This is a genomic window from Pseudomonas sp. MS19 (genome assembly GCF_013277615.1).
Classification (GTDB): domain Bacteria; phylum Pseudomonadota; class Gammaproteobacteria; order Pseudomonadales; family Pseudomonadaceae; genus Aquipseudomonas; species Aquipseudomonas marincola.
This window is the reverse complement of sequence record NZ_VBTO01000004.1, coordinates 142,652-156,051: the sequence shown is the minus strand read 5'-3', so window position 1 is coordinate 156,051 and position 13,400 is coordinate 142,652. Positions and strand designations below refer to the sequence as shown.

13 protein-coding genes are annotated in these 13,400 nt (G+C 57.2%); 6 read left to right on the top strand and 7 right to left on the bottom strand.

Annotated elements, in window-relative coordinates; translation table 11 throughout:
* Nucleotides 1-7 precede the first annotated feature (7 nt).
* The 3 genes from FEZ62_RS01925 to FEZ62_RS01915 form a co-directional block, all read right to left on the bottom strand.
* Nucleotides 8-1,105, bottom strand: a complete 1,098-nt coding sequence (locus FEZ62_RS01925) for an amino acid ABC transporter permease (RefSeq protein ID WP_069901157.1) — start codon at nucleotides 1,103-1,105, stop codon at nucleotides 8-10.
* Nucleotides 1,106-1,115: 10 nt separating this feature from the next.
* On the bottom strand, nucleotides 1,116-2,300 hold the full coding sequence (locus FEZ62_RS01920; RefSeq protein ID WP_069901155.1) for an amino acid ABC transporter permease: 1,185 nt from the start codon (nucleotides 2,298-2,300) through the stop codon (nucleotides 1,116-1,118).
* 98 nt (nucleotides 2,301-2,398) lie between these two features.
* A complete protein-coding gene (locus tag FEZ62_RS01915) occupies nucleotides 2,399-3,427 on the bottom strand; it encodes an amino acid ABC transporter substrate-binding protein (RefSeq protein WP_069901153.1) in 1,029 nt (342 codons plus the stop codon).
* Nucleotides 3,428-3,913: 486 nt separating this feature from the next.
* On the opposite strand from FEZ62_RS01915, the gene FEZ62_RS01910 reads away from it, so the two are divergent.
* The 4 genes from FEZ62_RS01910 to aspT all read left to right on the top strand — a co-directional run bounded on the left by FEZ62_RS01910 (nucleotide 3,914) and on the right by aspT (nucleotide 9,447).
* Complete coding sequence (locus FEZ62_RS01910; protein ID WP_172926637.1) at nucleotides 3,914-4,573, top strand: alpha/beta fold hydrolase; 660 nt, start codon at nucleotides 3,914-3,916, stop codon at nucleotides 4,571-4,573.
* Nucleotides 4,574-4,895: 322 nt separating this feature from the next.
* Nucleotides 4,896-5,834, top strand: a complete 939-nt coding sequence (locus FEZ62_RS01905; RefSeq protein WP_172926636.1) for a GGDEF domain-containing protein — start codon at nucleotides 4,896-4,898, stop codon at nucleotides 5,832-5,834.
* Between the two features lie 169 nt (nucleotides 5,835-6,003).
* Entirely contained in the window at nucleotides 6,004-7,458 is a 1,455-nt protein-coding gene (gene rhlB, locus FEZ62_RS01900; RefSeq protein WP_069901281.1) for an ATP-dependent RNA helicase RhlB, read from the top strand.
* 297 nt (nucleotides 7,459-7,755) lie between these two features.
* A complete protein-coding gene (aspT, locus tag FEZ62_RS01895; RefSeq protein WP_069901148.1) occupies nucleotides 7,756-9,447 on the top strand; it encodes an aspartate-alanine antiporter in 1,692 nt (563 codons plus the stop codon).
* A 79-nt stretch (nucleotides 9,448-9,526) separates the two neighbouring features.
* Here the strand turns inward: aspT and FEZ62_RS01890 are convergent, their stop codons facing one another.
* Nucleotides 9,527-9,760 (bottom strand): DUF3079 domain-containing protein, encoded by a 234-nt coding sequence (locus FEZ62_RS01890; protein ID WP_172926635.1) that lies wholly within the window; start codon nucleotides 9,758-9,760, stop codon nucleotides 9,527-9,529.
* A gap of 221 nt (nucleotides 9,761-9,981) precedes the next feature.
* Between FEZ62_RS01890 and FEZ62_RS01885 the strand changes: the two genes are divergently transcribed.
* Entirely contained in the window at nucleotides 9,982-11,316 is a 1,335-nt protein-coding gene (locus FEZ62_RS01885) for a TrkH family potassium uptake protein (protein WP_090514220.1), read from the top strand.
* Nucleotides 11,306-11,983, top strand: coding sequence for a TrkA family potassium uptake protein (locus FEZ62_RS01880; RefSeq protein WP_069901146.1), 678 nt, complete (start codon nucleotides 11,306-11,308; stop codon nucleotides 11,981-11,983). The genes FEZ62_RS01885 and FEZ62_RS01880 overlap by 11 nt, the downstream gene beginning before the upstream one ends.
* Before the next feature lie 143 nt (nucleotides 11,984-12,126).
* Here FEZ62_RS01880 and moaE read toward each other — a convergent pair whose 3' ends face one another.
* The 3 genes from moaE to moaC are packed head-to-tail and all read right to left on the bottom strand — an operon-like array spanning nucleotide 12,127 to nucleotide 13,315.
* Nucleotides 12,127-12,582, bottom strand: a complete 456-nt coding sequence (gene moaE, locus FEZ62_RS01875) for a molybdopterin synthase catalytic subunit MoaE (RefSeq protein WP_172926634.1) — start codon at nucleotides 12,580-12,582, stop codon at nucleotides 12,127-12,129.
* A gap of 2 nt (nucleotides 12,583-12,584) precedes the next feature.
* Entirely contained in the window at nucleotides 12,585-12,833 is a 249-nt protein-coding gene (locus FEZ62_RS01870; protein ID WP_069901143.1) for a MoaD/ThiS family protein, read from the bottom strand.
* A complete protein-coding gene (moaC, locus tag FEZ62_RS01865; protein WP_090514109.1) occupies nucleotides 12,830-13,315 on the bottom strand; it encodes a cyclic pyranopterin monophosphate synthase MoaC in 486 nt (161 codons plus the stop codon). Before moaC ends, FEZ62_RS01870 begins: the two co-directional genes overlap by 4 nt.
* Nucleotides 13,316-13,400: the final 85 nt, after the last annotated feature.

Genomic DNA, 13,400 nt, shown 5'->3' with positions numbered 1-13,400 from the left:
TTAGCTCCTAACGCTTATGGCCAGTGTCCAGCTTGCGCTCCAGATGCATGGAGTAGCGGGACATACCAAAACAGAAAATCCAGTAGACCAATGCAGCAAACACGTAACCCTCGGTGGACATACCTAGCCAGGCGGGGTCGGTGGTTGCTTGCTTGATGCTGTTAAGCAGATCGAACAGGCCGATGATGATCACCAGACTGGTGTCTTTGAACAGCGCGATGAAGGTGTTGACGATGCCCGGAATCACCATTTTCAGTGCTTGCGGCAGAATCACCAGACCCATTGAGCGCCAGTAGCCAAGGCCCATTGCTGCAGCGGCTTCGTACTGACCTTTGGGAATGGCTTGCAGGCCGCCACGCACCACTTCGGCGATATAGGCCGACTGGAACATGATGACGCCGATCAGCGCACGCATCAGTTTGTCGAAGCTCATGCCTTCCGGCAGGAACAGCGGCAACATGACCGATGACATGAACAACACGGTGATCAACGGAACGCCACGCCAGAACTCGATGAACGTCACGCAGATAACCCGGATGGCGGGCATTTCAGAACGCCGTCCGAGCGCCAGCATGATGCCCAGCGGCAAGGCACCGGCAATACCGACCGCTGCAATTACCAGCGTCAGCATCAGGCCGCCCCAACGGGTTGTCGGCACCACGCTCAGGCCCAGCGCACCACCGTGCAGCAGCCAGTAGGCCAGCAGCGGATAGATGATCAGGAAAGCGATGCCGTACAAGGCTTTGCGTGGCATTTGCGGCACGAACAATGGCGCTGCACCGATGATTGCCGCCCAGAGCGTCAGGTCGACACGCCAGCGCAATTCACTCGGGTAGAAGCCATACATGAACTGGCCAAAACGCTGCTGAATAAACACCCAGCAGGCGCCCTGCCCCGTGCAGTCTGCGCGGGTAGTGCCGACCCAGTCGGCATCGAAGAATGCCCAATTGAGCAGCGGCGGAACGATCAGCCAGACCAGATAAATAGCCAACAGGGTCAACAGGGTGTTGAACACGCCCGAGAACAGATTGCTACGCATCCAGCCGATTACACCCACGCTCATGCGCGGTGGTGGCAGATCCGGTTTAAACGTATGGGTTTGCATAGGCTGCTCCTTACCGCTCGATCAGCGCAATGCGCTTGTTGTACCAGTTCATCAACAACGAGATGCTCAGGCTGATCGCCAGATACACGCTCATGGTGATGGCAATAACTTCAATCGCCTGTCCGGTCTGGTTAAGCACCGTGCCGGCAAACAGCGAAACCATATCGGGATAACCGATACCGGCTGCCAGCGAGGAGTTTTTGGCGAGGTTGAGGTACTGACTGGTGAGTGGCGGAATGATCACCCGCAACGACTGCGGAATAACCACCAGACGCAAGGTCTTGCCGGGCGTGAGGCCCAGCGAGCGCGCGGCTTCTGTCTGGCCATGGCTGACGGCCTGAATACCCGAACGCACGATCTCGGCGATGAACGCTGCTGTGTAGATACTCAGCGCCAGCGTCAGCGAGATCAGCTCCGGGATCATCACCCAGCCGCCACGGAAGTTGAAGCCCTTGAGCTCCGGGATTTCCCAGGTGAATGGGTTACCGGCCAGCAGAATGGTCAGCCCGGGGATCGCCACCAACAACACCACCGAGGTGATGAATGTCGGAAACGGCTGCCCTGTCGCCTCAAAACGCTTACGTCCCCAGCGCGCCATCAGGATCACGCCGATGATGGTAATCACCAACGCCGCCAAAAACGGCACGAAGCCATCTGTTGCCGAAGGTGAAGGCAGATACAGCCCGCGATTGTTGAGGAAGAATGTTCCACCGACTTCAAGGCTCTGACGCGGGCTTGGCATGGCCAGCATGACCGCGAAATACCAGAAGAAAATCTGCAACAGCGGGGGAATATTACGAAACGTCTCGATGTAGATCGTGGCGAGTTTCTGCACCAGCCAGTTGGGTGACAACCGGGCAACACCGAGAATAAAACCGAGAATGGTTGCCAGCACAATACCGATCCCGGAGACCAGTAAGGTGTTGAGCAAGCCGATGACAAATACCCTTCCGTAGGAATCTCGTTCGGTGTACTCAATCAGGTGTTGAGCAATACCAAAGCCGGCACTGTTATTGAGAAAGCCGAAACCGGAAGTAATACCGCGTTTGTCCAGGTTGGTCTGGGTATTGTCGAACAGATACCAGCCCAGCGCGACGACCGCGATAACCGCCAGAATTTGAAATAGCCACGCGCGTACCTTGGGATCGGTCCAGACCGAGCCACGGGTACGAGAGGCATTTGCATTTGTTTGCATATGAGCCCTCAGTGAATCCTGCGCCGACTCACACCGACGCAGAATCCAGTAGATCAGAACAACGGTGGCACCTCAGGACGAGGTGCCAGCCTGGATGATCAGCGCACCGGCGGTGCGTATTGGAGACCACCTTTGTTCCAAAGGGCATTGAGGCCACGTTCGATTTTCAGCTCGCTGCCTGAACCGACGTTACGCTCAAAGCTTTCACCGTAGTTACCCACTTGCTTGACGATTTTAACCGCCCAGTCTTTAGGCAACTTGAGGTCTTTACCGAACTCACCTTCAGCGCCCAGCAAGCGAGCGATGTCAGGGTTCTTGGTCGACTTGGCCATTTCTTCGACGTTCTTCGAAGTGATGCCCAGCTCTTCAGCGTTGACCATGGCGAACAGCGACCAACGTACGATGTCAAACCACTCCTCGTCACCTTGACGAACTACAGGGCCCAGAGGCTCCTTGGAGATGACTTCAGGCAGAACTACGTACTCTTCAGGAGCGGCCAGCTTGATGCGCTGTGCGTAGAGTTGCGATTGGTCGGAGGTCAGAACGTCGCAGCGGCCGGCTTCAACCGACTTGGCGCTTTCATCAGAAGTATCGTAAGTGATTGGGGTGTACTTCAGGCCATTGGCACGGAAGTAGTCCGAAAGGTTCAGCTCAGTGGTTGTACCCGCCTGAATACAAACGGTTGCACCGTCGAGTTCTTTGGCGCTGGAAACACCGAGTTTCTTGTTAACCAGGAAACCCTGACCGTCGTAGTAGTTAACGCCGGCGAAGTTCAGGCCCAGACCCGAATCACGCGAGCTGGTCCAGGTGGTGTTACGCGAAAGCATGTCAACTTCGCCAGACTGCAGCGCGGTGAAGCGCTCTTTGGCGGTCAATGGGCTGTACTTAACTTTGCTGGCATCGCCAAATACAGCGGCTGCCACAGCACGGCACACATCAACGTCCAGGCCCAGGTAGTTACCCTTGGCATCGGCGTAGGAGAAGCCAGGCAACCCGTCGCTGATACCGCACTGAACGAAGCCTTTCTTCTGTACTGCATCAAGGGTAGCGCCCGCATGTGCGAAGCTGCTTACGCCCAAAACGGCTGCAGTTGTCAGAATTGCCAGGGTGGATTTCACCATCTTCATTAAAACCTCCAGTTGCTTTTGTTGTGTTTGGAGTCTCGGCCCTATCACCGTACCCTTATGGGGCAGGAAAATCACGCAGGCAGCAACGTGATCAACCGGGAGTCGGACCTCAGCCTGAGTTTAGTTGCCGATGCCCTCATCAGCCAAAACTTCAAGCTCCGTCCATTGGTCGAATGGACGAGAGACGGATAGCCTTTTGCCCAACATCAAACGATTTATCGCTTGTGCTCGGCGAACCGTTGGAAACCCCATCAATCAGCTTCCCGTCTGTTCCGATCCCAGTAGCATTACAGCCTTGGCACTACCGGGATGCGTTACCAGTCCAGATAGTTATAGCAAGGCCCGTACCAGCGCTGTGCCTGTTGCACAATACGGGTAGGTCAAGCGTAATACTTGCATGCGTGCGACATATTTTTTATAGATTTGACATGCCTCGCAAAACAATATGCACCATTAAAGCACCACCGCACCAAATTGGAGCCACATATGCACGACCCATTGATACTTCACCCAGCCAACGACGCTGACGCCTGCGTTATTTGGCTGCACGGTTTGGGGGCAGACAAGTACGACTTCTTGCCCGTTGCTGAAGCACTGCAAGGCCAACTGCCCAGCACCCGGTTTGTCTTGCCGCAAGCGCCGACTCAGGCGGTGACCGTGAATGGCGGTTGGGCCATGCCCAGTTGGTACGACATTCTGGCAATGAGCCCTTCGCGGGCGATCAATCACGAGCAACTCGAAGCGTCTGCACAGATGCTCATCGGCCTGATTGAGGCCCAGCGTGACAGCGGAATCAATCCGGCGCGGATCTTTCTGGCGGGCTTTTCCCAGGGCGGCGCAGTGGTACTGCACACCGCATTTTTACGCTGGGCCGGCCCCTTGGGTGGCGTGTTGGCGTTGTCCACATACGGCCCAACACTGGCAGGCGATCTGAACATTACGCCGGACAAGAAAAACCTCGCCACCTGCTGCCTGCATGGCGCACAGGACGACGTCGTGCTGCCCGCCATGGGCCGCGCAGCTTACGACTGGCTGACCGAGCGCGGGGTGCAAGCGACCTGGCAGGAATACCCGATGAGCCACGAAGTGATCCCGGCGGAGATAGCCGATATCGGCCGTTGGTTGAGCAACCAATTGAGTGCTTAAGTAACCGCTCGTCGTAAAAGTGATACCAAATAGCCACTAAAGGATTTCAACGCGCTCTTACCACCCGGAGTGCGTTGAAAATTCCCCCACCACCGCGCTAGACGCTTTCTCCCCCGCCACTTTCGACGCTGGCGTTAATTGCTCTGCGATGACCTGTGAAGCAGCGCACATTCGCCCAAATACCGCTCAGCGAGCCGCAGGTTTGCCGTGGTTGTCAGATCAATTCGCTCGGCTAGCATTGCTCAAAGCCATTCAAGGCAAACATCTGGCGGTCGAGGTTACAGGTCGATGCTGGCGATCCCACCCAATCGTATTTGAAACCATGAAAACGGCGAACTGGCAGGCAAGCCTGCAAACCCTCCAGCAGTTGCAGTTGTTCAGCAGTATCGCCAGCCACAGCCTTTCGGCAGTGTTGGATGAGTTTCACGCCTACGACCTCAACAAAGGTGAAGTATTGCTGTCGCCCGCCAAGAGCAATCCCTATTTATACGTGGTGCTGGAGGGCAAGCTTGATGTGCATATCGACTCGGTGGACAACCTGCCGGTGTGCACGCTGAATGTCGGCGACTGTGCGGGCGAGGTCAGCTTTATTGATAGCGCCTGCCCGAGCGCTTATGTGGTCAGTAAAAAAACCAGCCGCGTGCTGCGCCTGCATCGAGACGCGGTGCTGATACTTTGCCAACAATCGCCGGCGCTGATGCAGAACCTGCTCCAGCAACTCGCCAAACGCCTGCGCGATGGCAACCGCCGCCTTGTCGACAGTGAACTGCACGCCAATATCGACAGCCTCACGGGCGCCTTTAACCGACGCTGGCTAAACCGCAATTTCCAGCGCGAAATCACCCGCTGCGCCTTCGACAAAAAACCGCTTAGTTTGCTGATGCTGGATGTCGACTATTTCAAGGAATACAACGATCAGCACGGTCATCTGGCCGGCGACTATGCCCTGTGTTTGCTCTCACATACGTTGCGCAACCAATTACGCACGCGTGATTGCCTCGTGCGTTATGGCGGCGAAGAATTTGTGATCCTGCTTCCCGAGTTGGAACTGCAGGATGCCAGCGTGATTGGTGAGCGCTTGCGCGAAAGCCTTGAACGAATTCCAGCCTTTTACTCGCCGGTTGGCATGCTGCCTGGCATTACAGTCTCAATCGGGATGACGCTCGGCGCTGCGGACGACACAGTGCAAAGCATGCTGGCGCGGGCGGACAGTGCGCTCTACCGCGCCAAACAAGCGGGCCGTAATTGCATCAGTGCCTGAAACCGCAGCCTCTGCAGGCCATGAAGAGCGCCGGTTTATCGCCCGACGGCACCCGCTAAGCCAGCGCATAACACCCGAAAAGCAAACTTGCAAGCTGGAACACTTCGCCGCGCAAGCTTCTTGCTTTACACTGGTACGGTTCATTACTTAACCAATTGACGAGATGACCGTGCTCAAAGCACTTAAAAAGATGTTCGGCAAAGCCGAGGGCCAGTCCAACAGCCCAGCCAGTCAGCCTGCACAATCTGTAGCGCCCCAGACTGAAGAAAAATCCCAGCGCAGCACGTTCGACTCATCCTCTGCTGCTGCCAATGCGCCTGCACCTGCTGCCCAGGCCAAAACTGCTGCACGCAAAGACCCAGCCAAATCCGCAAAACCTCGCCGCCAGCGCGCACCCAAGCCGGTTGATAACTGGAAGCTTGAAGACTTCGTGGTCGAGCCTGCCGAAGGCAAGACCCGCTTTCATGACTTCAAACTTGCTCCCGAGCTGATGCACGCGATCCATGACCTTGGCTTCCCGTATTGCACACCGATTCAGGCTGAAGTGCTGGGTTTTACCCTCAATGGGCAGGATGCAATCGGTCGCGCGCAAACCGGTACCGGTAAAACCGCCGCCTTCCTGATTTCGATCATCACCCAGTTGCTGCAAACGCCGCCGCCGAAAGACCGCTACATGGGTGAGCCACGCGCACTGATCATCGCGCCGACGCGTGAGCTGGTGGTGCAGATCGCCAAGGATGCCGCCGACCTGACCAAATACGCCAACCTCAATGTCATGAGTTTTGTGGGCGGTATGGACTTCGACAAACAACTGAAGCTGCTGGAATCGCGTTTCTGCGACATTCTGGTCGCGACCCCAGGCCGCTTGCTCGACTTCAACCAGCGCGGCGAAGTGCACCTCGACATGGTTGAGGTGATGGTGCTCGATGAAGCCGACCGCATGCTCGACATGGGCTTCATTCCGCAGGTCCGCCAGATTATCCGCCAGACCCCGATGAAGTCCGAGCGCCAGACACTGTTGTTCTCTGCGACGTTCACCGACGACGTAATGAACCTCGCCAAACAATGGACGACCAACCCGGCCATCGTTGAAATCGAGCCGGAAAACGTCGCCAGCGACACCGTGGAGCAACACGTTTACGCCGTCGCCGGCAGCGACAAGTACAAGCTGCTGTACAACCTGATCGCCCAGAACGACTGGATTCGCGTGATGGTCTTTGCCAACCGCAAAGACGAAGTACGCCGTATCGAGGAACGCCTGACCCGCGACGGCATCAGCGCCGCGCAAATGTCCGGCGACGTGCCGCAGCACAAACGCATCAAGGTTCTCGAAGGCTTTCGCGAAGGCAGAATTCGCGTACTGGTTGCAACCGACGTAGCCGGTCGCGGTATCCACGTCGATGCCATCAGCCACGTGATCAACTTCACCCTGCCGGAAGATCCGGACGACTACGTACACCGCATTGGCCGTACGGGCCGCGCAGGAACCAATGGTACTTCGATCAGCTTTGCTGGTGAGGACGACGCCTACGCCCTGCCGCCAATCGAGGAGTTGCTGGGCCGCAAAATCGCCTGCGAAATGCCGCCTGAAGAACTGCTCAAGCCGGTACCGCGCAAGCACTGATTGCGCAGTAACAACCAAGGCGAAACCTCAAGGTTTCGCCTTTTTTATGCCTGTTAATTGCGCACAGCGGAAACTAGGCCCAGCGAATATACAAAATTGGCGGGTTAAAGATGCCTGCGAACCCTCAATACCCAGCTTGCCATTGCTATTCGCCAAGGATGCTCAGGCGCTAAGCAATAAACACTGGCAACCTCTCCGTTACGCAATAAAGCTATAAATTGCCCTGCCGCTGCAACCAAGCGCATCTATGCTTGGGGAACGTAACTGCATCGATTCCTTTCCTGTGAGACTTATTGAATGCTCGACTTTCTCCTCAACGCATTGCGTTCTGCTCCCGAGACGGCGGTTTTCCTGACGATTGCTCTGGGGGTGTTGTTGGGCCGGATTCATATCGGCAGCTTCCACCTCGGCTCGGTCGCCGGCGCCCTGCTGGTGGGTTTGCTGGTGGGCCAGATAGGCCTCGAAGTTCCGCATGTCCTGAAGTCAGTGTTTTTCGTGATGTTCATCTACGCCGTGGGTTTTAAGAGCGGCCCGGAATTCTTTGGCAGCTTGAACAGCGGCACCCTGAAGCTGGTGATTCTCTCGGTAGTGCTCTGCGCAACCGCATTGGCGATGATTTTGCTGATGTTCTACGTGTACAAATTCGATGCAGGCTTTACCGCAGGTCTGGGCGCTGGCGCCCTGACGGACACAGCGATCATGGGTACGGCGAGCAGCGCGATTAACCAGCTCGGGCTTGATCCGGCCGAGGTGGCCAAACTCAACAGCCACATGGCCGTTGCCTACGCGATTACCTACCTGTTCGGCACCATCGGCCTGATTGTGTTTGTCGGCAGTGTGGCGCCCAAACTACTCGGGGTAGACCTCAAGGCCTCTGCTCGCGAACTGGAACTGGAGCTGGGCATCGCCAAGGATGAAGACGCCATCACCATTCCCTACACGCGCATTGTGGTGCGTGCGCATCAGGTGTTGGCAGGCGGCAATGCGGACGGCAAGAGCATTGCAGATATCGAAAAACTGCACACTGCGCTCAGCGTCGAGCGGGTGGTTCGCGATGGCAAGATCATCGAACGTGACAGCCGCTTCGTGCTCAAAGGCGGCGATATTGTCGGCGTTTACAGCCTGCGTGAAGCGGTGAGTTCGCTCACCGAATGGGTCGGACCCGAGGTCGATCATGAAGAGTCGATGTCGTTCCCGACACGCTCGGTCGATATCATTCTGACCTCCGCCGAATTCGCCGGTAAAACCCTGCATGAAATTCGCTCGAAGCTGACGGCGGCGGATCGTCTGGGCTGCTTTCTAAATGACATCACGCGTCAGGGTTATCCCCTGCCACAACTGCCCAACACGCAGATTCGTCGCGGTGATGTGATCTCGATTACCGGCCGCACCAGCAGCGTAGAGGCGCTGGCCAAACGCTTGGGGCGCATCCGCGAGAGCAATTACAAGAGTGACATCGCCGTGCACGCACTGGGCATGGTGATCGGCTCGCTGCTGGGCATGCTGTCTGCGCACGTCGGTATGATTCCGGTCGAGCTGGGCGTCGGCGGCGGCGTGCTGGTCACAGCATTGGCTATTGGCTGGTATAACTCACGCCACCCTGAAATCGGCGCGCTACCGCCCGCTGCGCAGTGGGCCTTCTCTGAGTTCGGCCTCACTGCTTTCGGCGCTGTAGTTGGTCTGCTGGCTGGCCCGCAAGCCATTACCGCTATGCAGGAACATGGCGTTTCGCTGTTGTTGTCCGGTGTTGTGGTAACGCTGGTTCCGCCGATTGTGGCCCTGTACTTCGGCCGTTACATATTGCGCCTGCATCCTATGATTCTGTTTGGCGCACTGGCTGGCGCGCAAACCGAAGCGGCGTCGATGAACAAGATCATCGACGCGTCCGGCAGCAATACGCCGGTAATCGGTTTCACCGTGTGTTACGCCATTTCCAACGTGCTGCTGGCCGTGTGCGGGCCAATCATCATCTTTATCGCGGCAGGCTGAATCGCCCTAACCGCTAAAAACAAAAACGCCCGATGCAGCCAAGCATCGGGCGTTTTTCATTGCATGAGCGTCATACCGGCTAAACGGCTGGCAATTCGACCACGACTATCTTGCGCACGGCAGGCGTGGGCGGCTCCGATACTGAGATGCCCCAGTCGCCATGCTCATACCAGTCATCCCCGAGCATCTCCGCCGGGTGCATGGTGCGATCAGAGCCGTTGCCACAATCGAGTGACTGACTTGAGCAATAGCGGTCACATCCCCAGCAGATGCGTTCAGGATGCTTGGGATGCAAGGGGAAAGACTTGGCCATGTGCCAATACCTGAAAGGGTCATTGAAATTCAGTTTAATCCGATCCTGGCACTTGACCCTTGATGCAGATCAACCGCAGTTAATCGCCTACACAGACCGAAATTGCCCTGCCGATGCCCTGGATACATAGGCTATATTGATGCGCAGGATTGCCACATTGTTGCGGGCCAGGCTTGGTGATGCTGAGCCGTTCAGGCCACATTTTTAAAGGATTGAAGACTTTGCGGCGCAATACACTGCAGCACCCGACACGGCTGGTACCGCTGACTTTTCTCGCCGCAATCGCGCTGGGCACACTGGTATTGATGCTGCCGGTCTCGCATACCGACAACCTCAGCGTGCCGCTGCTCACGGCCTTGTTCACTGCCGTTTCAGCGGTGTGCGTGACCGGGCTGAGCGTGGTGGATACAGCTGTGTACTGGTCTGGCTTTGGTCAGGCCGTGATCCTGATTCTGTTCCAGATTGGCGGCTTGGGCATCATGACCGGCGCTACATTGCTGGGCATGCTGGTGAGCAACCGCATGCAACTCAGCCAACGCCTGATCGCGCAAAGTGAAATCCGCTCACTCGGTCTTGGCGATGTGGTCGATGTGCTGAAGATGATCCTGATCGTCACCGTCAGCGTCGAGTTGGTGGTCGCCGTGATACTCACCATAGACCTGCACTTCAGCTACAACGAACCCTGGCTTACCGCGCTGTGGAACGGGGTTTTCCACTCCGTTTCGGCGTTCAACAACGCAGGTTTCTCGACCTACTCAGACAGCCTCATGCGCTTCGAGTCCAGCCCCGTTGTGGTGCTGAGCATTACCTCCTCGCTGCTGATTGGCGGCCTGGGTTTTCCGGTATTGCTGGAAATATTCCGTCAGGGCAGCCAGACCAAAACATGGTCGATCCATACGCGCATCACCCTGATCGGCACCGCTATTCTTTTGATCGGCGGCACCGTGGCGATTCTGGCCTATGAATGGAGCAACCCGAACACTCTCGGCCCGCTGAGTTGGTGGGACAAATTTCTCGGCGCGTTCTTTCACTCGGCAACCGCGCGCACCGCAGGCTTCAACACTCTGGACATTGGCGAAATGCACGCCGTGACGCTGGTGGTCAATTATGTGCTGATGTTCATCGGCGGCGGCAGCGCAGGCACGGCGGGCGGGATCAAGGTCACCACCTTCTTCTTGCTGCTGTTCGTGGTCTGGGCCGAGATTCGCGGCAACGCCGACACCACTGCATTCAATCGCCGCATTGCTTATGAAACCCAGCGTCAGGCGCTGGCGATTGTGCTGCTGAGCGCCGCAGTGGTGTCAGTTGCGACGATCATTTTGCTCAGCGTCACGTCTTTCCAATTGCAGGACGTGTTGTTTGAAACCATTTCGGCCTTCGCCACGGTCGGCATGACCACCGGCATCACCCCAGACTTGCCGCCCTCTGGCCAGTTGGTGATTATCGTGCTGATGTTCATCGGCCGCGTTGGCACCATCACCGTGGCGGCAGCGCTGGCGTTGCGCTCAAGCACCACACCTTACCGCTACCCGGAGGAACGTCCCCTTGTTGGATAAACTGTTCTCGACCAAACACAGCGACAGCTTTGCCGTCATCGGCCTCGGCCGTTTTGGTTCCGCCGTGGCTGAATCCCTGATTGCCCTCGGCCATGATGTGCTGGGTATCGATCAGGATGAAGAGCACGTGCAGCGTTGGTCCGACCGGCTGACGCATGTGGTGCAAACCGACAGCACCAATATCGACGCTCTGCGCCAACTCGGGCTGGGTGACTTCCAGCATGTGGTTGTCGGGATTGGCAGCGATCTTGAAGCCAGCGTGCTGACGGTTCTGGCGTTGCATGAGCTTGGCGTCAAAGACATCTGGGCCAAGGCCATGAGCAATCGCCACGGCCACATTCTCGAGCGTACTGGCGCCGATCATGTGGTCTACCCGGAGGCGGCCATGGGCTCACGCGTGGCGCATTTGGTGACTGGCAAGATGTTCGAGTTCATCGAGTTCGACGATGGTTTTGCCTTGGCCACCACTGGCGCGCCGCCGGAGACGATTGGCAAGACGCTGGCCGAGTCCGACATTCGCGCCAAGTACGACGTGACGGTCATCGGCATCAAGCGCCCGCGCAGTGATTTCGTCTACGCCGTGCCTGAAACCGTGGTCAATCAGGGCGATCAACTGGTGATAGCTGGCGCAACGCCGCTGCTTGAGCACTTTGCCGGCCTGACCTGAATCAGGTTTGAGCGCCAGGAGCAGTTTGCAGGAAAGAGCTAATGGTTAGAGCCGCCGCGCTGACTTTATGAATCGCGCGGCATCACACAGGCACTTACAGGGTTGCAGTAGAGCGCAGGCTCAGCGCTCAGGCGATTCGGCGTTCAGCTTTGCTTCCAGCGCTCAGCGGCATCCTGGTCGCTGCAACGGCCTTCGACCCAGCGCGGGCCTTCGCTGGTGTCTTCTTTCTTCCAGAACGGCGCGCGGGTTTTCAGGTAATCCATGATGAACGCGCAGGCATCAAAAGCGGCCTGACGGTGGGCGCTGGTGGTGCCGACAAACACAATGGGCTCGCCCGGTTCCAGACGACCAATGCGGTGGATAATTTCGATGTTGATCAGCGGCCAGCGCTGACTGGCTTCATCGGCTATTTTGCCCAGCGACTTTTCAGTCATGCCGGGGAAATGTTCAAGGAACATCCCCACCACTTCACGGCCTTCATTGAAGTCACGCACGTAACCAACAAAGCTCACCACCCCACCGATGCCGACGTTGCTGGCGTGCAGGGCATTGAGTTCCACGCCCGGATCAAATGTCGCCTGCTGAACTCGAATCGCCATGCTTAACCTCCGGTTACGGTCGGGAAGAACGCAACTTCGTCGCCCTCCTCCAGTGGCTCGTCCAGGCTGCACAATTCCTGATTGCGTGCGCACATCAGATTCTGCTCGCCAAGCACGTCCCAAACGCCGCCACGGGCCAGCAAGAACAGACGCAATTGATCAACCGTGGTGAACTCGCCGCTGTCACGCAACTGCTCACCATCCAAACCGAGGGCCTCACGGTAGCGAGCAAAATACTGCACCCGAATCATGCCGAAGCTCCTTCTTCGTCTGCCTTGAAATGGCCGCTCTTGCCGCCAAGTTTCTCCAGCAACCGCACATTCTCGATGGTCATGCCACGATCAACTGCCTTGCACATGTCGTAGATGGTCAGCGCGGCAACGCTGGCTGCGGTCAGTGCTTCCATCTCGACGCCGGTCTGCCCAGTGAGCTTGCAGCGCGCCTGAATGCGCACGGTGTCGGCGCCTTCCGCCGTCAGCTCCACCTTTACGCTGGTGAGCATCAACGGGTGGCACAGCGGAATCAGATCAGAGGTTTTCTTGGCCGCCTGAATACCCGCAATCCGGGCGACAGCGAATACATCACCTTTGGGATGATCGCCTTCAACGATCATCTGCAGGGTTTGCGGGCGCATACGCACACGCGCTTCGGCAACGGCTTCGCGCACGGTTTGCGACTTGTCGCTGACATCAACCATGTTGGCGCGGCCTTGGGAGTCGAGATGGGTTAGCACGGTCTTGCTCCATACGGGTGTAGCCCGATTGTAAACCCGCGAGTCAGGTTTAAGCATCCTCCTCTGCACGCAAACAGCCCGACAT